Annotated in this window: 19 protein-coding genes; 5 read left to right on the top strand and 14 right to left on the bottom strand. The window is 67.1% G+C overall.

Annotation, left to right across the window (positions count from 1 at the left end; genetic code table 11):
* Positions 1 to 2: 2 nt before the first annotated feature.
* From ABD206_RS12390 to ABD206_RS12375, 4 genes are all read right to left on the bottom strand, one after another.
* Positions 3 to 764 carry an ABC transporter ATP-binding protein gene (locus ABD206_RS12390; RefSeq protein WP_344073026.1) on the bottom strand — a complete coding sequence of 254 codons (762 nt, stop codon included), beginning with the start codon at positions 762 to 764 and terminating at the stop codon, positions 3 to 5.
* Positions 761 to 1,576 carry an ABC transporter permease gene (locus ABD206_RS12385; RefSeq protein WP_344073024.1) on the bottom strand — a complete coding sequence of 272 codons (816 nt, stop codon included), beginning with the start codon at positions 1,574 to 1,576 and terminating at the stop codon, positions 761 to 763. The genes ABD206_RS12390 and ABD206_RS12385 overlap by 4 nt, the downstream gene beginning before the upstream one ends.
* A gap of 55 nt (positions 1,577 to 1,631) precedes the next feature.
* Positions 1,632 to 2,819, bottom strand: coding sequence for a hypothetical protein (locus tag ABD206_RS12380; RefSeq protein ID WP_344073022.1), 1,188 nt, complete (start codon positions 2,817 to 2,819; stop codon positions 1,632 to 1,634).
* Between the two features lie 112 nt (positions 2,820 to 2,931).
* On the bottom strand, positions 2,932 to 3,687 hold the full coding sequence (locus tag ABD206_RS12375; RefSeq protein WP_344073020.1) for a GntR family transcriptional regulator: 756 nt from the start codon (positions 3,685 to 3,687) through the stop codon (positions 2,932 to 2,934).
* A gap of 90 nt (positions 3,688 to 3,777) precedes the next feature.
* Here ABD206_RS12375 and ABD206_RS12370 point away from each other — a divergent pair, with 90 nt between their 5' ends.
* From ABD206_RS12370 to ABD206_RS12355, 4 genes are read left to right on the top strand one after another with little or no spacing between them, the layout of a single operon-like run.
* A complete protein-coding gene (locus ABD206_RS12370; protein WP_344073018.1) occupies positions 3,778 to 5,133 on the top strand; it encodes an amidohydrolase family protein in 1,356 nt (451 codons plus the stop codon).
* On the top strand, positions 5,130 to 5,846 hold the full coding sequence (locus ABD206_RS12365) for an FAD binding domain-containing protein (protein WP_344073016.1): 717 nt from the start codon (positions 5,130 to 5,132) through the stop codon (positions 5,844 to 5,846). Before ABD206_RS12370 ends, ABD206_RS12365 begins: the two co-directional genes overlap by 4 nt.
* A complete protein-coding gene (locus tag ABD206_RS12360; RefSeq protein ID WP_344073014.1) occupies positions 5,836 to 6,378 on the top strand; it encodes a (2Fe-2S)-binding protein in 543 nt (180 codons plus the stop codon). The genes ABD206_RS12365 and ABD206_RS12360 overlap by 11 nt, the downstream gene beginning before the upstream one ends.
* Complete coding sequence (locus tag ABD206_RS12355) at positions 6,375 to 8,405, top strand: xanthine dehydrogenase family protein molybdopterin-binding subunit (protein ID WP_344073011.1); 2,031 nt, start codon at positions 6,375 to 6,377, stop codon at positions 8,403 to 8,405. Before ABD206_RS12360 ends, ABD206_RS12355 begins: the two co-directional genes overlap by 4 nt.
* Here ABD206_RS12355 and ABD206_RS12350 read toward each other — a convergent pair.
* Genes ABD206_RS12350 through ABD206_RS12335 form a run of 4 tightly spaced genes read right to left on the bottom strand, consistent with a single transcriptional unit; the run spans position 8,399 to position 11,989 of the window.
* Positions 8,399 to 9,181 (bottom strand): creatininase family protein, encoded by a 783-nt coding sequence (locus tag ABD206_RS12350; RefSeq protein WP_344073009.1) that lies wholly within the window; start codon positions 9,179 to 9,181, stop codon positions 8,399 to 8,401. The genes ABD206_RS12355 and ABD206_RS12350 overlap by 7 nt on opposite strands.
* Entirely contained in the window at positions 9,178 to 9,945 is a 768-nt protein-coding gene (locus ABD206_RS12345) for a cysteine hydrolase family protein (RefSeq protein ID WP_344073006.1), read from the bottom strand. The genes ABD206_RS12350 and ABD206_RS12345 overlap by 4 nt, the downstream gene beginning before the upstream one ends.
* Complete coding sequence (locus ABD206_RS12340) at positions 9,942 to 11,483, bottom strand: AtzH-like domain-containing protein (RefSeq protein ID WP_344073003.1); 1,542 nt, start codon at positions 11,481 to 11,483, stop codon at positions 9,942 to 9,944. The genes ABD206_RS12345 and ABD206_RS12340 overlap by 4 nt, the downstream gene beginning before the upstream one ends.
* A 23-nt stretch (positions 11,484 to 11,506) precedes the next feature.
* The gene (locus tag ABD206_RS12335) at positions 11,507 to 11,989 is read right to left on the bottom strand and encodes a cupin domain-containing protein (RefSeq protein ID WP_344073001.1); all 483 of its coding nucleotides are present in this window, start codon (positions 11,987 to 11,989) and stop codon (positions 11,507 to 11,509) included.
* Between the two features lie 127 nt (positions 11,990 to 12,116).
* Here ABD206_RS12335 and ABD206_RS12330 point away from each other — a divergent pair, with 127 nt between their 5' ends.
* Positions 12,117 to 12,836: a GntR family transcriptional regulator gene (locus ABD206_RS12330; RefSeq protein WP_344072999.1), complete on the top strand. Its 720-nt coding sequence runs from the start codon at positions 12,117 to 12,119 to the stop codon at positions 12,834 to 12,836.
* An 86-nt stretch (positions 12,837 to 12,922) separates the two neighbouring features.
* Here the strand turns inward: ABD206_RS12330 and ABD206_RS12325 are convergent, their stop codons facing one another.
* The 6 genes from ABD206_RS12325 to ABD206_RS12300 form a co-directional block, all read right to left on the bottom strand.
* Positions 12,923 to 13,717, bottom strand: coding sequence for an SDR family NAD(P)-dependent oxidoreductase (locus tag ABD206_RS12325; RefSeq protein WP_344072997.1), 795 nt, complete (start codon positions 13,715 to 13,717; stop codon positions 12,923 to 12,925).
* A gap of 104 nt (positions 13,718 to 13,821) precedes the next feature.
* Complete coding sequence (locus ABD206_RS12320; RefSeq protein WP_344072995.1) at positions 13,822 to 14,391, bottom strand: TetR/AcrR family transcriptional regulator; 570 nt, start codon at positions 14,389 to 14,391, stop codon at positions 13,822 to 13,824.
* A 44-nt stretch (positions 14,392 to 14,435) separates the two neighbouring features.
* Positions 14,436 to 15,440 (bottom strand): amidohydrolase family protein, encoded by a 1,005-nt coding sequence (locus ABD206_RS12315; RefSeq protein ID WP_344072992.1) that lies wholly within the window; start codon positions 15,438 to 15,440, stop codon positions 14,436 to 14,438.
* Positions 15,437 to 16,570, bottom strand: coding sequence for an FAD-dependent monooxygenase (locus ABD206_RS12310; protein WP_344072989.1), 1,134 nt, complete (start codon positions 16,568 to 16,570; stop codon positions 15,437 to 15,439). The genes ABD206_RS12315 and ABD206_RS12310 overlap by 4 nt, the downstream gene beginning before the upstream one ends.
* Positions 16,571 to 16,605: 35 nt before the next feature.
* Positions 16,606 to 17,598 carry a cyclase family protein gene (locus ABD206_RS12305; RefSeq protein WP_344072987.1) on the bottom strand — a complete coding sequence of 331 codons (993 nt, stop codon included), beginning with the start codon at positions 17,596 to 17,598 and terminating at the stop codon, positions 16,606 to 16,608.
* Positions 17,595 to 18,566: a fumarylacetoacetate hydrolase family protein gene (locus ABD206_RS12300; protein ID WP_344072984.1), complete on the bottom strand. Its 972-nt coding sequence runs from the start codon at positions 18,564 to 18,566 to the stop codon at positions 17,595 to 17,597. The genes ABD206_RS12305 and ABD206_RS12300 overlap by 4 nt, the downstream gene beginning before the upstream one ends.
* Positions 18,567 to 18,579 lie beyond the last annotated feature (13 nt).

Below are 18,579 nucleotides of genomic sequence, written 5' to 3'. Positions count from 1 at the left end.
GCTCACCCCTCCATCGCGCGGGTCACGCTGTGGCAGAGCTCCACGAACTGCTCGTCGAAACGCAGCTCGGAGTCGCGCGGCGCGTCCAGCTCGACGCGGAACTCCGCGGCGATCTGACCCGGACGACCTGTCATGACGATGACCCGGTCGGAGAGGAAGCACGCTTCGGCGATCGAGTGTGTCACGAACATTCCGGCGAACGGCGACCGCTCACGGATCCGCAACAGCTCTCCCTGCAGGCGCTCGCGAGTGATCTCATCCAACGCACCGAACGGCTCGTCGAAGAGGAAGACATCGGGCTCGCACACCAGGGAACGGGCCAGCGACACCCGCATCTTCATGCCGCCCGAGAGTTGGCGGGGCAGTGCGGACTCGAACCCGGAGAGCCCGACCAACGCGATCGCCGCGGCGGCCTTCTCGCGCCGAACAGCCCGTGCCTCGCCCTTCAGTTCCAGCATCAGCTCGACGTTCTGAAGAACGCTCCGCCACGGCATGAGCGCCGCTTCCTGGAAGACGAACTGCGGCTGCGATACGCGCTCGTAGGTTCCCACCGTCGGCTTCTGAAGCCCCGCGGCGATTGACAGGAGGCTGGATTTTCCGCAGCCCGAGGGACCGACTACCGAAACGAATTCACCCGGTTCGATCGCGAGCGTGACGTCGCGTACCGCCTCGACACCACCCTGGTAGGTGAGTCCGATGTGTTCGAAGTCGAGAGCAGCCGTTGCCGTCGCAGGAGCCTCGGTCGCTGAGTTCATCATCGTCATGCCATCGCCCTTACCGACGTGCTCCATTTTCCCGTCGCCGCCCTCTCTGCCCAGCCGACGATCCAGAAGACCAGGACGCCGAGGAGCACAGAGACTCCCACCGCGGCGAAGAGTGCGGCCGACTGCAGGTTGTTGAGGTAGGTCTGCAGGAGTCGCCCGAGTCCAGGGCTTCCCGACCGGAAGAAGTAATCCGCGACGATCGCACCCACGACCGCCGCACCTGCGGAGATCCGAAAGCCCGTGAACATCGCGGGCAGCGCCGACGGGAACTCCAACTTGAACAGTCGGGTCGTCCGGCTCGCGCCGGCGATGGTGAGGAGGTTGTGCAGCAGCGGGTCGGCCGATTTCAGACCGAACAGGGTGTTCGTGACGATCGGGAAGAAGGCGATGATCACGCAGACCAGCACTCGGCTGGCGAAGTTGAATCCGACCCAGAACCCCACGAGCGGAACGATCGCCAGAATCGGGATCGTCTGCACGAGAATCGCGTACGGGAAGATCGTCGCTTCCAGCCAGTCGGCGAGATTCATGAGCACCGCGATCGCTATCGCGAGAATGGCGGCCACCGTGAAGCCCACGACGGCGATCACCACGGTGTTCCAGGTGCCGACGGCGATCTCTTCGAGGATGATCGAATTCATGAAGCCGTCCTGCACGACTGTCACAGGAGACGGCAGCAAGAAGGACTTGGAGGGCTCGACGAGAAACGTGCTCGCCAATTGCCAGAGCACGAGAGCAACCACGAGCAAGATGCCCGGGGCGATGATCCTGCGCGACAGGAGGCGGTCTTTGATGGTGGGGGTGGTAGCCATATCGCTTTCCCGACTTTCGGCCGGGCCGTGACGGCCCGGCCGAAAGCTGTGGTTACTACTGGGCGTCCGTCCAGGTGATGGACGGGTCGATGAACTCGTTGGTGACGATGTCCGCCGCAGTGAGGTCGGTCGTCTCACGGCCCGTCGCTTCGAGAATCGGCTGGTAGTCCGCGATCACTCGATCGACGCGATCCAGATCGAAGTCTCCGTACGTGTCGGTCGTGCCGGCGAACACATAGCCGTTGTCGCGGATCATCTCGGCGGTCTGGGCGAGGTGGTCCATATCCATCGTCCAGAAGCTGTTCTCAGCGGCGACCAGGTCGTTGATGACCTGGTTGATCGGCTCCGGGTCGGCGAGATAGTCGAGCTCGGCCTGCTGGACGAGGGGAATCAGCGCGCTGAGGCACTCGCTCTGCTCCTCGATCACCTCGGGTCGCACCGTCCAGACCTCGCCGTACACCTCGTAGCCGAGATCGGCGAGCGGCACGGACTCGAGCGGACGTCCGCCCCACTCTTCCGTGCTCTCGACGAGGCGGTACGGCTCGTTGGTGGCGTACCCGATCAGGATCGCGTTCCCGTCCTCGGTCACGAAGCGACCCAGCGAGCCGTCGTAGGAGAAGTCGGCCTGGGCCGAGTCGACCACACCGTCCGCTTCGAGGAGCTTCATCATGTCCTGCTTGTACTCCTCGGCGAGGATCGTCGCGCCCGAGTCCTTGAACGACGACGGGTCAGACGCGTCGATGTCGAGCACTGCGGGATCCCAGATGAACGCTTCGAAGCCCATCTCGTAGGGGGCGAACACCCCGACGACCGGAGTCGTGGGGTTGACGACGATGGTCGAGAGGGTGGAGTCCAGCCCGAACATGATGTCGGTGTCCTGATACAGCATCGAGCTCATCGGCTGGTAGCCGATGTAGGTCGCGCCCGAGCGAACCTCGACCGCGATTCCGGTTCCTTCGATCTCGCCGGTGTAGGTGCCGGCCTCACCGTCGATGACGCCGTCCGGCCCCGCGAGCTGATAAGCGGCGGCGTGCTCCGCCTCGGGGAACCAACCGGTCTGGATGACGACGGTCGAGGGACACGTGGCAAGCGGCGAATCCGCCGCGACATCAGCCGTGTCAGCTGTGTCGGTGGAGGTGGAGCATCCCGCGACGGCGAGAGCGGTCGCGGCGGTGAGGACGACCGCGCCTGCGCGAACAGGAAGCAGTCGGGAGCGGGCATGTGTGGAGGCGCGGTGCAGCATGGAGATCCCTTTCGGAAGCAGGTGCTATGACAGACATAAAGAGTCGCTTTATGTTTGACAAAACAATCACACTGCTTCTTGTTGCAGGGATTTCCCGCTCGTTACGATCGCGTTACTCGTTGCCCAGAGAGAAGTCCCGCTGCCGAACGGGCCGGGTGAAGCCGAGGTCGACCTCACGGTCGACATGCAGTTCCCGCGCGCTGAACAGCACATGTCCATCCGCGTCCAGCCCACGGACGTCGAGCTTGATCACCGCGTCGCGCTCCTCGCGCTGGCACCACGAGGCATCGCGCGCATCCAGAAACTCCACCCCCATGGTGACGTTGATCCACTCGAGCGCACCCGCGACGCCCGGCAAGGCGAACGCTGATCCGAGCGCGAGTTCGGGCAGGGCGGGGAGGGTGGTCGTGGGAACGACGACATACGCGTCTGCGACGCGGCTCGGGCCCGAGGGTGTGTCCCATCGCTTCACGATCCGCACGACGGAGCTGCCCTCACACGGCTCAATTTCCTTGTTTTCCTGGGGTTCGAGATCGACGAGAAGCAAATTCACCTCGAACGGCCGCCCGATGGCGCGAAGGGAGTCGCTGTAATCGATGTCGCGGTCGAGCCTGAGAACGGGATCGGCCAGCGAGGGGTTGACCGCAGTGCCGCGCCGCCGTCGCCGCCTGATCGCACCCCGCGACTCCAGCACAGCCATCGCCTCGCGCAGCGTCGGCCTGCTCACCCCGAGGCGCACAGCGAGTTCCGGCTCGGGCGCAAGGAGGGCATGCGCCCGCGCGGCCGACTCGCATTCGGCGAGGAGGCGGGCCAGCAGCGACTCATCGCCGTGTTCGCCGTCGCCGCGGACTGATTCTCGTTCGCTCACATTCCGACTCTACGATCCGGCCCCGTCAGCCACTCACCTCAGCGTTGCTGACCTGCGTGTTATTGTCTGACCAATCAACGGGAATGAGGAGTGGACGAGTTGCAGGACGACCATACGATCGTGATTCACGGCGGCACGGTACTGACGATGGATCCGCGTCGTCCGGTCGCAGAGTCCGCGAACGTCGTGATCCGTTCGGGGAGGATCGCGGCGATCGATCCGCGCTCCCCCGAGGAACTCTCTGCGGCGGCGGACGGCCCCTGCGAGGTCATCGATGCGCACGGGCACGCGGTCTTGCCGGGTCTTGTCAACGCGCACATGCACAGCGGTCTGTTGCGCGGCACCACAGAAGGACACTCGCTCGAGGACTGGATTCGCCTGTTCATCGATCCCGCACATCGTGAGCTCACCCCGGCTGACGCGCGCGCGGCGGCTCGCGCGTGCTACGCGGAGTCGCTGCTGGCAGGAACGACGAGTGTGGTCGATCTCGGGCGGTTCGGCGCGGAATCACGCGACGCGGCGATCGAGACGGGCATCCGACTCAACTTCGCACCGTATGCCGGCTCGGACGGCGAAGGACTCGAGACCGTCTCGTCGTCCCGCGCATTTCTGGAGGCAGCCGCCGCCGACCCGCACCCCCGGATCCATCCGTGGGTCGGACTCGAGCACGTGAGCTACGCGGATCGAGCGACCACGGATGCGCTGCTCGATCTGATGTACGAGTTCGACGTGAGATTCCACACCCACACGTCGGAGTCCGCAGAAGAGGTGCGGTCATCGCTGAGTCGGTACGGGCGCACACCGGTCGAGGAGCTGACGCACCGCGGACTTCTCCACGAGCGCACGCTGCTCGCGCACGCGGTGCACCTGACCGACAGTGATCGGGCGGCCATCGCCGCCGCCGGCGCCGCTGTGACGCATTGCCCCACATCGAACCTCAAACTCGGATCTGGCGTGGCCGATGTCCCGCGCCTCCACGACGCCGGCATCACCGTGGCGCTCGGCTCCGATGGCGAGAAGGAGAACAACAGCCTCAACATGCTCGCCGAGATGAAGCTCTCGGCGCTGCTTCGCGCCGGGATCACCGGCACACCCGAATCGACCGACGCGCTCCGCACACTCCGGATGGGGACCTCCGACGGCGCGAAGGCGCTGGGGTACAGCGACATCGGAACCCTCACCGCCGGCTACCGGGCCGATATCGTGTGCATTGACCTCCACAGCCCGGGGATGACTCCCCTCTTCACGAGCGGCCCCTACATGAACGTCGTCGAGCACATCGTCTACTCGGCGAGCCGACGAGACGTTCGCACGGTCCTCGTGAATGGTGAGGTCATGGTGCGAGACGGCAGGCTCACGCGCGCGGACATCGCTGAGATCCAGGCCGAGGGCACCGAACGGGCGCACCACCTTCTGCAGCGATCCCGCGGCCACGTACCGGTATGAGCACACGCTGGTTCCGGGCCGAAACCCCCGAGTGCGCGTTGTGGCACCTCGCGCAGGGCGCAACGGCGGTCGCGGGCGGAACCGCACTGCTCTCCGCAGCGTTCTCACCGACGATCGGCTCGCGCGCGGTGGCGCTCGCGTGGCCCGACGACCCCGCGACGATCGGCGAGGTCACCGCACGAAGGACCCTCGCGGCTCTCGCTGACGATCCCGGCGCACCTGCCGCGCTGTCGATCGCCGCGCAGTCCGCGGGCAACCCCGCAACTCGCCGGCGCGCAACGCTCGGGGGGTGGATCGCCCTTCGCGCATACGCCACCGATGTGGTTGCGCCACTGCTCGCGCTGCGCGCGAACGTCGAGCTGATCACCGGCGCAGGTCGGCACACCATGGCGTACGACACCTACCTCAGAGACAGCCCCTCGACGGTTCACCTCGTCGCGGGCGTCACCTTTCCCGAGCGGCCGCTGTGGAGCCAGTACTCCCGGCACGCCCTTCGCGCGACACCGGGCCCGCTCGGCGTCGGAGTCGCCGCCGCGACGTTTGCCGATGCGACCGAGATCGCCGTGTCGGGCGTCGGCATACCGGCAGTTCAGCTCCGCTTCCCCCGGGATCTGACCCTCGGCGAAGCGCGCGACGCACTGCGGAGTCGTCTTTCGCCCGACGATCATCGGGCCGCGTCTCGACAGCTCGAAAGGATCTTCCGTGAGCTGTGAGGATTCCGAGATCACTCGAGCGACCTTCGCGGTCAATGGTCAGCCCTGCTCGGCCGACGCCGACGATCTCACACTCCCGCTGTCGACGTGGCTGCGGACGGCCGCGGGATGCACGGATGTGAAAGAAGGCTGCAACGAGGGCGCGTGCGGTGCGTGCATGGTCATCATGGACGGTGTCGCGACCAACAGCTGCCTGGTCCCTGTCGCACTGTGTGACGGCGCCGAGGTGACGACGGTGCGCGCAGCGCTGTCGTCCTCCGAAGGCGCGCTGGTCGCGCGGGCCTTCGCCGACGCGGACAGCGCGCAATGCGGGTTCTGCATCGGTGGCATGATCTGCTCGACCGTGGCGGCACTCGCGGGCAGCCGCGCGACGCCGCCCCCCGTCCGCACGGATCTCCCCGACGCTCGGCACGGCAGCGACGCACAGCTGGTGCTGGACGCACATCTGTGTCGCTGCGGCGGGTATGCCCGCCATCAGCAAGCGATCTCCACCGCTCTTGCGGCCTCACCTGACTCGGCGGACAGCGAGTGACGGATTCACCCTGGTCGCCGCTCGACTACACCGCTGACCTCGCGCCGCCGGACGTGTTGTACGCCGCGCCGATCCCCGCGCTCAGCGCGGGCAGGGTCACCGCGCACAATCTCTCCGAGATCAGAGGGATCGCGGGGGTGGTCCTCGCCGTGGACAGCTCGGCGGACACCTTCCCGATGTGGAGCGGCGTGCCCCACGGCGGCGTACCCGAGCGACGCATCCTCACTTCCCACCCGAAATCCGCCGGCGACATCGTCGCGGCTCTCGTGGCGGACTCGCCCGCTGCCCTGCGTCAAGCGGTGGCGGCGACGGTCGTGACCATCGAGCCCGACAGGAGTGCGGCCGACAGGACTGTGGAGGGCCCGCGATATGGGGACGCCGAGTCTGTCGTCCGTGCCGCACTCGCGGCCGCACCGCTGTCGCGCTCGGACACGCTTCGCATCGGCTCCGGGCCCAACGGTGCTCTTGAGCTGCCGGCCGCTCTCGCGACATGGCGCGGATCCTGCCTCCAGGTCACGTCGACGACGCAGACCCCGCAGCCCACAGCGGCGCGGCTCGCGGAACTGTTCGCGCTCCCCGCGAACGCGGTGACCGTCAGCCCCACGCGCCTCGGCGGTGGGTTCGGCGGCAAGGAGGAGATCATCCTCGAGCCGCTTGCCGCGCTGTTGTCCCGGGCGCTCGAGGGTCGTCCGGTCATGGCGCAGCTCAGCAGGGCGCACTCCCAACAGCTCTACCGAAAGCACGATGCGTCGGTGACCGTCCAGACCGGCTACGACCCCAGTGGGCGGCTCATCGCCCGATGGGTGGATCTCACGCTCGAGTGCGGCGCCTACCTCGGACACTCCCCCCACGTCGCCGCGAACGGCTTGCACGCGCCGCTGTCGCTGTACGAGTTCACCGCTGTCGGAGGCGCCTCCGTCCTGCATCTGGACGATTCACCCGTACGTGCGCCGTTCCGCGGATACGGATCGGCGCAGGTCCACGCCGCGTGCGAGCATCAGATCGATCTGATCGCACGCGAGCTCGACATCGATCCCATCGAGTTTCGGCTGCGAAACCTCGACGCGAACACCGGCGCGGCGGAGCACTCACTCACCGACCGAACCCGGCTGTGCCTGGAGCGACTGCAGCATCAGCTGAGCACCCGAGGACTGGACGCCCGCCGAGGAGTGGGCGTCGCCGTGGCCGCGAACATCAGCTCGACGACTGGCGGCGCCGAGGTCGACAGCGCTGAAGCGCGCTGTCTCATCTCCCCCGCGGGTCTCGTCGTCGACACGGGGCTGATCGACATGGGTCAAGGCATCCTGCGTGCCGCGGCCGCCGTCGTCGCCGAAGAGTGTCGCATCGATCCTCGGCTCGTCACCGTGACATCCATGACGACGAGCGACGCTCCGACCGATCGTGGCGCCTTCGCGAGCCGAGGCGCATACGTCTCCTTGGGTGCAGTGGCGTTGGCCGCGCGCGATGTCGCCGCGGCGCTCGAGGCACATGTCCTGGTCGAGAAGGGGGCGCCTGTGGATCACCTGGACTCGGCGGGAATCCACCTGCGCGACGGCCAGCTCGTCCGCTGGTCGGAGGCGCCGTCTTTCAACGCGCACGCCCGCTTCGACGCTCCCGACCAGGCGATGGCGGCGTGTGCACAAGCCGTCGTCCTCGCCGAGACCACACACGCCCCGCCCCGGCCTGAGCTCGTCATCTCGGTCCACGACGCGGGCCGCGTCATCGACCGCTCGCGCGCAGACCTCCAAGTTCAGGGCGGAGTTCTGCAGGGACTCGGTTGGGCGCTGTTCGAGGCGGACGAGCCGCTCGACGACTCGCTCCTTCGCGCGGGGATGGCCACTGCCCGAGACATGCCCGACGTAGAAGTGCACTTCGTCGAAGTCCCCAACCCCCAGTCACCGATCGGTGCCCGCGGGCTGGGTGAGATTCCGATCGTTCCGACCCTCGCGGCAGTGGCGAACGCGGTGTTCTCCCTCAGTGACGAACCCGTCCGCGCCGTGCCTCTCCGCGAAGGCTCCTCTCAGTAGAGCGGATAGCGGAATCCGGCGATTTCCCCGAAGGCCTCGGCCAGCCGGGTCGACCACACGTCGACAAGCACGTCACCGACCTCACGGCTCGCCGTGGTGGGGTCGCCGAGGATGCCATTGTGGGTGACATCGTCCGTCAGCCACGCACTCGGGACGACTCCCTCGAGCGTGAGGTGCTGGAAACGCCCGAACTCACGCGCGACCCCGATGCCGCCCGCCTCAGCGCACTCCATCCGGACAAGCTCCGGGGCGAGCGCGAGCATGATGGATGTCTCGACGTGTCCGCCGTGATAGCCGTATTCATCGTCGGGAACCACGAGATCCTCGGGCATGCCCAGTCGCGCCGGCATGATCGAGAACACCTGCAATCCTGTCTCGGCGCGGATGTCACGCGCGACGACGTCGAGCAGCGACGGCTGCCCCCCGTGTCCGTTGACGAACACGAGTTTGGTGAACCCCGACGCCGCCACCGACCGGCCGACATCACGACACACCGCCAAGAGGGTCTCGGAAGACATCGATATCGTTCCCGCCCAGCCGCGGTGCTCGATCGACCTCCCGTAGCTCAGGGTCGGGAGGATGCTGACGTCGACAGCTGAGCGGGCAGCGGCTCGGCGGGACAGGGCCTCCGCGACCAAGGCGTCCGTCACCAGCGGAAGGTGGGCGCCGTGCTGCTCGATGGCTCCGATCGGCTGCACGATCACCGTCTCCGGCGAAAGCGCGGCCGCGTCGTTCGTCGACAGCTCGGCGAGGAAGGTGACCGAGGGGCCGCTCATGCCTCGGCCCCGATCGCACATGGCTCGGAGGGGAGCGCGGTGAGGAGCGCGTCGGGCGTCGTCGTGAATCCGAAGCACTGCCTCACGTTGTAGATCGTCGCATCGAGGCAGAAGGAGGGCGAGGTCGTAGCACTCGCTCCCTCGATCAGGACGACGTCGTATCCCAGGCACGCGGCGTCGGTCAGCGTCGCGAGCACACACTGATCCGCGTTGACCCCGGCGAACAGCACGGTGTCGACCCGGAGGGAACGAAGGATCGAATCCAGCGGAGTGTCGAAGAATCCGCTCATGCGGTACTTCGACACGTGGATGTCATCGGGATGGACCTCGAGGTCATCGACGATCGCGGCCCCCCAGCTTCCCTCGGTGAGGACGGCGTCGCTCGCGCCCACCCGGTCGCCGATCCCCCCGCCCGCGCCGTCGGGGTCGTAGACGTGCAGGACGTTGGGAGGAAGGTTGGCGCGATCGCGACGGTTCCCCCAGTTCAGCCAGATCACGGGGAGGCCGGCCTGACGAGCCGCGGGGAGGATCCGCTGCAGGTGCGGCACAGCGGCGGCGGCGGCGGTGACGTCGACGCCGATTCCATCGAGCCACCCACCGCGCGCACAGAAGTCGTTCTGCATGTCGACGACGATGATCGCGGTGCGGGAGGCATCGAGAGTGAGCGACTGGGGGTGCGCCTCCAGCGGCACCGGCTGTGTGGGGCGCTGTTCTGTGAGGTCCACCGCGTCGGGACGCAGGTGCCAACGGCGAGAGCGATTCATGATTCTCCTTGGCCTGAAAACGAAGCGTGCAGGTCACCGGCGACCTCGAGAAGTGCAAGGTCACTGCCGGCAGGGCCGACAAGACACACCGATGTCCCGTCGTGTCCGACGGGGAGGGCGACAGCCGGGAGCCCGGCGAGGGAGGCGATGCAGTTCAGACGCAATGTGCGCGCTCGGTGCGCGTTCATCTCTTCGTCCGACGCGTCGAGCGGGGGCGGTTGAGTGCTCGTCGTCGGCAGAACGAGGATGCGGTCCCCCAGCTGATCCCGCAGCGTCGCGCGCACCTCATCGATCACCGCGTACGCGCGGTGCGCGTCCGCGTCCGCGACCGTGCTCGCCAGCGCGAACCGCTCCGCGACATCGTCACTGAGCACGCCGGGGTGATCGGTGATCCATGCGCCGTGCGCGTGCCACGCTTCAGCGGCCTGCACCGTCCGGAAGGCGGTGAACGCCGCGTCGAGATCGATTCCCCACTCACACTCTCGGGCGCCGGTGTGTCGAGCGATCTGGTTCACGAGGCTTCGCGCGTCGTCGTCCGCGAGGCGTGTGAGCGCAGGAACGGTCATCCACCCCCCGGGTGCCTGTCGGCTCGCCGAGGGATTCAACTCGCGTATGGCGCGCTGCAGGGTGTCGACATCACGGGCGAGCGCACCCACCGCGTCGAAACTCGGGGCAAGGGGGAGCACGCCGTCCCGAGGAACCATTCCGTGCGTCGTTCGGATGCCCCACAGGCGCTGGTAGGCGGCGGGGACCCTCAGCGACCCTGCGGTGTCAGTTCCGAGCGCAAGGTCTGCCCACCCGAGCGCGACCGCCGTCGCGCCACCGCTCGTAGACCCACCGGGGACGCGGTCGGGTTGTGCAACGTTCAGCGGTGTCCCGAATCTGCCGTTCTGACCGGCGAGTCCGTACGCGAACTGGTCCGTCTGCGCAATGCCGGTGACATCTGCCCCCGCGGCGAGGAGTCGATCCACCGCCCACGCGTGCGCGCTCTCGCGCGGTGCGAGCGCCGCACGCTCGGGAATGCCCGCCCCAATGGTCATACCCGCGACGGCAAACAGATCCTTCACCGCGACCCTGAGCCCCGCGCACTCTCCTTCGGACGCGCCCGCCACCAGCGGCGCACCCAACACGCGCCAGACCGAGCGATCGAACGGCGCCTGCGTCGAGGTCACGTGCGCCGCCACGACCCGCCAGCGGTCATCCCGCCGCTCCCAAAGCTGTGTCTGGGTGCCGCGCATACCCTGCGGCGAGCGCAGGCTGGCCATCACCAACGCCCCATCGGCGCTCGACGGCACGACGTGGACCGACGTCACCGCGCGCCGGGGGATGACGGCGCGCACTCGACGCATCCGCGCGATCTCACTCGCGCCGACGGTGACTGTCGTCCCATCCGAGCGCAGTGCGCTCTCGCCGGCAGAGAAAGCCTCGTCGAGCGCGTCGACGTCATTCGCTTTCAGCGCGCGTTCGTACGCCCAGAATGCCTCGAGCACGTCGCGTTCGAGATCGCTGTGTGGACGGGGCGAGGCCTCTGCCGCCATGAGTGGAGCCTCCTCGGCGCCGGTCAGGACACGTACTTCGCGACGGTCGTCGCGTGGGCACCGATGACGGCGAGGTCGGCCTCATCGAGCTCGACCTCGATGCCCGCGGTGACCAGTGCGTGGAATCCCGGCATGTCGGACTCCTCCGGCTGCGATCCGAGATCGTTCGCCATGACGGTCAGGGCATAGAGGCGTTCGCTGGAGGAGGTGTTGGTGATGTGATGCACCGAGCCTTCCGGCAGGACCAGAACGTCACCGGCCTTCACCGGGGCGCTGTGCTCATCGCTCTGCGCGACACCTTCGCCCTTCAAGAAGACGAAGATCTCCACGGACTCGGGATGCGAGTTGTCGGGCTGGCGGCCCTCCGGATCCCAGATCTCCACGAAGACACTTGTCGGCGACTTGTCGTCGGGACCGGTGAGGGGCACGAGACGCACGGTGTCCTGCGGTGTGATGCGGTACGCCGGCAGCGCGGAAATGTCCTTGAGGAGAGGCTTCTCGGCCACGGAGGCTCCAATCGTCAGCGCCCGGACCTACCCGGACCAGACGACGGTACAAAATCGATCAGACAAGTACGTTACGACTATGTTTCGTACCCATGTCGCGTCGCCGGGATCGCTATCGTGGATCGCGATGACCGACCGCGTCGCACCCTCCGTCCGTGACCGGCTGATGTCGATCTGGCGAGAGGCCGCGACCCAGTCGGTCCCCCTCCCCTCCGAGCCGCAATTGGCCGCTGAACTCGGCGTCTCGCGCTCGCGGATTCGCGAGGAACTCCTGCGCCTCGAAGGCGAAGGCTTGGTCATGCGCAGCGCCGGAAGCGGAACATTCGCAAACGCGGGCGCCCTGCACCTCGGTCTGCGCCTGAATCAGTCTTTCGAATACGCGCACATGCTCGAAGAGGCGGGGTTCGAGCCGACAACGGAGGTCCTCGCTGCAGGATGGGCAGCCCTTGATGCACGCGACGCGGACGCCTTGGGCCTCGCCGTCGGACACAGCGCATACCGCACGCAGAAGCGTTGGCTGGCGGACGGAGTTCCCGTCATGCTCGCGGTCGACCTGATCCCCGCCCACCCCAGGCCCACGCCTGTCGACCCGGCGACATCCGTATACGAGCTCGTTCACGAGCTGCGCGGCATCTCCGGTGAGTGGGAGAACGCGAAGGTGCTCGCCCGGATTCCCACGGCGGATGAGCGCGATCTTCTTGTAGAACACACCGCAGAGGCCGCCATCCTCGATCTGGAGATGACCGGCACAGACCGTTTCGGGACGGCGATCTACCTCTCCCGCGAAGTCCACCGACAGGGTGTCATCGACTACAGCGTGATCCGCCGGGTGAGGACCACCCTGTAGCCAGTCCCAGCGACCTGCACGAGGAACGCCCACAACGACTCCTTCGAGGGTCGTTGTGGGCGCCGGCTCGTGTGCGAGGCGCAGTCCTACTGCTTGAGCGCTGCGGGGCTCGGGTAGACCTGCGCGGTGATTCCGCCATCGACGGGCAGCTCGATGCCCGTCATGTACGCGGAGGCATCGCTGAGAAGGAAGAGGACGGCCTTCGCGATGTCCTCGGGAACACCCGCGCGACCACCGGGAGTCGAGCCGTCCATCATGGCCTCGACGATCGCCGGATCCATCCCGGCGGCACCCGCCATCGCCATACGGGTCTTGATCGTCCCGGGCAGCACGGCATTGACGCGCACGCCTGCAGCGACGGACTCGAGGGCCGCCGTCTTGGTGAGCCCGATCACGCCGTGCTTGGAGGCGGAGTACCCCGTCTGTCCGGGAAGACCGCCGACGCCGCCCATCGACGAGGTGTTCACGATCGAGCCGCTGCCCTGCGCAAGCATGACCGGCAGCACGTACTTCAGCCCGAGGAACACGCCGCGCAGGTTGACGGAGATCACCTTGTCGAACGCATCGACCGGGTAGTCGGTCAGCGGCACCATCGGGCCGAGGATTCCCGCGTTGTTGAAGAACCCGTCAATCCGGCCGGTGATGCCCTTGGCGACCTCGACGTAGCCCTGCACCTGCTCCGGGTCGCTGACGTCGGCGACACACGTCACCGCAGCCCCCGACGCGGCCTCGATCATCGCCTTCGTCTCGTCGAGGCCGGCGGCATTGACGTCGACGAGGACGACGGTCGCGCCCTCACTTGCCAGCAGCATGCTGGTCGCCCGGCCGATACCGTCGCCCGCACCGGTGACGATGGCCACCTTGTCTTCGAGAAGTCCCATAGTGATTGTCCTTTCCGGCGAAGTCCCGGGGAGCCAGCTCAATCAGGAGGTTCTCCATCGACCCCACCGCCATGTGGTTTCGTCGGTGAATCCTAAACGGGGATTCAGTCCCCACTTAGTGTACGCGCGCGTATCCCCTCGAGCACGATGTCCACGAACGTCTGGGTACTCTCTACCGATACTCCCGGCTCGGTGGCCACACGGGCGACGGCGAGGAAGATGGCGTCCATCTCTGTGCGCGAGAGCGCGCGGACAGCTCCCGCATCCTGAGCCGCCTGGACCAGTTGCCACGCGCGGTCTTCCAGCTCACGCGCCCGACGCCCGAGGTCGGAATCGTAAAGATCAGGGGCGAAGATCGTGTCGACCAACGTCACGTCGGGACGATCGGCAATCCACTGCACCAGCGCAGCGAGGCGCCCCCACTCGTCCAGGTCGTCAGCCATCCCGTCCAAGAACGCCGCGGTCTCACTGAGACTCGCCTCTTGGATCGCCGCAAACAAGGCCTCCCAGGTGGGGAAATGGCGGTAGACGGTCGCGTTACCCACACCCGCCTCTCGCGCAATCGCATCGAGCGGGACATCCCTCCCTCGCGAAGCGAACAGCGCCCGCGCCGCCGCGACAATACGGGCGCGGTTGGCTTCCGCGTCCTTCCGACGTCGTGGGGGGTTGGGCACCCGCCCATGCTATTGCGGGAGATCCCGCGGCACGGGTGGGCGTGTCAGGCGTGTGCGACCACTCCCGTGAGGCCTTCGGCATTGGATCCGAGAACCTGCCCTTCGACCTCAGCAGAGAGTCCCGCCTCACGGATGAACGCGACCGGATCGTCCAGACCCATATCGAAGGGGTAGTCGCTGCCGAGCACCACCTGCGTCTCCCCCACGCTTTCGATGAGCCTGCGAAGCGCGAGCGGATCGTGCACGACCGTGTCGAACCAGATCTTCCTGAGGTACCACGACGGCTCGTGCGCGCACATCTGCGCATCCGATCGCACGCGCCAGGCGTGGTCCGAACGTCCGATCACGGTGGGGAGATACCCGCCGCCGTGGGCCGCAACGATCTTCAGGTCGGGATGCCGGTCGAGCACGCCCGCGAAGATCAGGTGCGACAGCGCCACCGCGTTCTCGACGGGCTGGCCGACGGTGTTCGCAAGGTAGAAGCGGTCCAGACGCTCATCGAGCGAGCAGCCGAACGGGTGCAGGAAGATGACCGCGCCGAGCTCTGCCGCGCGCGCCCAGAAAGGCTCCAGCCGTTCATCCGACAGCTCGACGTCCCCGGCGAAAGAGGAGATCTCCACACCCACCAGTCCGTGGGTGAGAACAGCGTCGTCGAGCGCCTCGACGACGCGGCCAGGATGCTGCAGCGGCACTGCGCCGAGGCCGACGAGGCGTTCGGGCGCGTGCGCGACGTGCTCGGCGATGGATCGGTTGATCTCCCGCGCCGCCCACACCGCCAGTGCTTCGGGCGCCCACGGGTAGAAGTGATTCGGCGAAACCGAGACCCATTGACGATCGATCCCCTGGCGATCCATCTCGGCCAGGCGGACAGCGACATCGGTGAGCCTCGGGATGCGCGCCCCGACCATCGGGCCCGAAACCGCCTGGCTCGCAGCGCCGTTGCGGCGCAGCTCGAGCTCCGCCGCCTCGGCGACCAGATCAGGCTCGCGACGCGCGACTTCGGCCTGCAGCGCCGGGATCAGCAAGTGGGAATGGACATCGGTGGTCATGGGTTCTCCGCCATTCTCTGTGCAATTCCAAAAATGAGCCCGCCCACATCAGCGTCGCGGTCACCGTCCATCTGCCATCGACCCAACTGCACCGAGGCCTCGACCACCGCCGCCGCGCGGGGCAGTCTGCGCGCGTGAAACTCACCCCACAGCCCCGGCTCGAGCTGATCGCGACCAGCGAGCAGCTCCGTGAGCACCAGCGCGTCCTCGAGACCTTGCGCAGCTCCCTGCGCAATCGTCGGAGGACAGCTGTGCGCGGCGTCCCCGATGATGACGACCCGGCCGCGGTTCCACGGCTCAGCCACGATGTGCGATGTGAACAGTGTGTAGTTCGCGTGAGCGCCGGGGGCCAGGTCGGCACGGATCACATCCCAGGGCCCGTGGTAGGCGCGGGACTCTTCGACCATGATGCAGGTGGCCTCCTCGTCAGACACACCGAATCTGTCTTGGGCGCTCTCCACCAGGAACGCATACATCGAGTCATCACCGGTCGGCGTATAACCGGCGATGTAGACGGGACCGCCGTAGTAAAGCTCGGTGCGGACCACCTCAGACGGCCGCGAGACGAACGCGCGCCAGATACCCATGCCTGTCGGCTCAGGTCGTGTATCGATGCCGATGAGGTCCCGCACCGTCGAGTGGATTCCGTCGGCACCGATCAGGAGGTCGTAGGTACCGACAACCAGGTTGTTCACCTGCACATCGACACCGTCGTCCGCCTGCGCAAGACCGGTGACCCGGGATCCGAAGTGCACGTTCACACCCACTTGCATCGCGCGCTCGTGCAAGATGTGGGCGAGCGCTGGGCGCGGCATCCCCATCGCCGCCGGGTAGTCAGGGCCACCGGTCTTCACGTCCGGCAGCTCCGCCACGATGGGTGCGCCCGGGCCGGGGGCGCGCAGATTCACACCCTCAAAGGGATAGCCAGCGGAGCGGAGTTCTTTCCACACTCCTAGCGCGTCAAGGGCGCGTAGCGCGTTGCCCTGCAGCGAGATCCCCGACCCGAGCGTGCTGAGCTCGGTTCGGGCCTCGAACAGGTCGACGATCACGCCTGCTCTGGCGAGCTGAATGCCGGCTGCCAGCCCGGCCACGCCAGACCCGGCGATCGCCACGTTGTGTACCGCGGTCACATCTGAACCTCTCTGTTCGTGGTGTCCCTTCTCAGCTAGAGGATCGCCACCGGATTTATCGGCGACCCCACCGCCCCCGTGATCGGCAGGGGGGCCGCGGAAAGGAGGAAGTCCCAGCGACTGGCCATGGCGCACACCTCGCCCAGTTCTTCGAGGTTCCACATCTCCCCGATGGTGAGGCCGAGGTTGGGGATGACGACCTGGTGGAGGGGTTGGAAGGCCGGCGCGTCGAACTCGTTCGGCCGCACCTCAAACCCCCAGGTGTCCGTCGCAATCGCAGCGATCTCGGTGCGATGCAACCACCCGGCTGTCGTGATCGATAGCCCCGGTGCAGGACCGCCGGCATACTCTCCCCAGCCGTCCCGCCGGGTGCGGGCGTACTGGCCGGTGCGCACGAGCACGATGTCGCCGCGTTCAACCGTCAGGCCCTCTGCCGCCGCACAGGAGTCGAGGTCTGCCGCGGTGATCGCGTAGCCGTCTTCCAGTTCGCACGTGTCGGGACGAAGATGGCGGCCGATGTCGAGCAGGATGCCACGCGAGACGACCACAGCTGCCGCGTGCTCGATCCCGGTGACAAGATCGCCGTCGCTGGTGACGACGTCCCCGGCGCGACGGCCGTTCCAGGCGTTGCCATGATCGAAGATGTGCCCCAGGCCATCCCACTGCGTGGAGCACTGGAGCGGCATAGCGATCACATCGTCGGCACCGCCGATACCGTGCGGGAAGCCCTGATTGCCGCGCTCGGCATCCGTTCCCGTGTCGGTCATGGTGTGGACGGGGTTTGTGCGCCGCCGCCAGCCGCGCTGGGGTCCATCCGTGTCGAACGCTTGGGCGAGGGAGACCACCCGACCTTCACTGACAAGGGACGCCGCTGACACGCGCTTGTTCGCGTCGATGAAGTTGAGGGTGCCGAGCACGTCGGCGTCCCCCCACCGTCCCCAGTTGCGATACGCCGTCGCGCGCGCGGCGATCTCGGCCTCGGGATTGCTCCGGTCAAGGTCGATCGGGTTCTCGCTGGGCACGGTCATGCTGTTCTCTCTTCCGCGACGCAACGCACGACCTGAGCACCCAGGCCCTCGATGCCGCCGGTCATGACGTCGCCATCGCGCAGGAATCTCTGCCAGTGCTGGCCGTTGCCTGGGGGACTTCCGGTCAAGAGCAGGTCCCCTGGCAGCAGCGGCATGTTCTGGGATGCGCCGGCGATGAGGGTCGGGATGTCGAACATGAGATCGCTGGTGCTACTGTCCTGCATCCGCTGGCCGTTCAGATCCAAGGTGATCGCGAGATTCCCGCCGTCCACGTAGGGGGCGGGCACGAGGAACGGGCCGGTCGGAAGGAACCCCGGGGCGTTCTTGGCGCGATACCAGTCGGTGCCGATCTCCTTCATGTCGGGGCGGAAGACCAGATCCCTCGTGGTGATGTCATTGACGATCGTGTATCCGGCGACGTGACTCATCGCCTCATCGCGAGATACGCGAAACGCTTCGCGGCCGATCACGACGGCAAGCTCCAGCTCCCAGTCGTGCACGTCGCTGTATGCGGGCAGCACGAGTGGGACGTCGTCACCGACAACGGCCGTCGGAAGTCCGATGAAGAAGTACGTCTGGCCGTTGGCCTTGCGGTCGTCCATGATCTTCGCCGCAGCCGCGCGGGCCTCCTCAGGTGTGCGGTCGCTCTTCTGGGTGAGCCCCGCCGCGACCAGCTCGATCACGTGCTGCCGGTAGTTGGCGCCCGCCTGCAGAACCTGCCGCGGCTCGACAGGCGCGGTGAGGGTGACATCTGCCAGCGGCATCCAGCCTTCGCTCTCTGAAGCGAGCTCCGCCAGCCGCTCCCAGGCCGGCGCGGCAAGGAAGGCATTGAGATCGGGGGCGGCGAGGTCGGTGGCCGAGAGGGGGCGAATGCGCTCGCCCGCAACAAGGCCGAGCTGCACCGCCTCTCCGGTGCGATACCGGGCCAGGGCAAAGGGGGCGGTCAGAGCGTGCGAGGGCAAAGTCATGCCATTGGTCATC

This window comes from Microbacterium sediminicola (genome assembly GCF_039531125.1).
GTDB classification, from domain to species: domain Bacteria; phylum Actinomycetota; class Actinomycetes; order Actinomycetales; family Microbacteriaceae; genus Microbacterium; species Microbacterium sediminicola.
The sequence above is the reverse complement of the archived record's forward strand: the minus strand, read 5'-3'. Positions and strand labels throughout refer to the sequence as shown.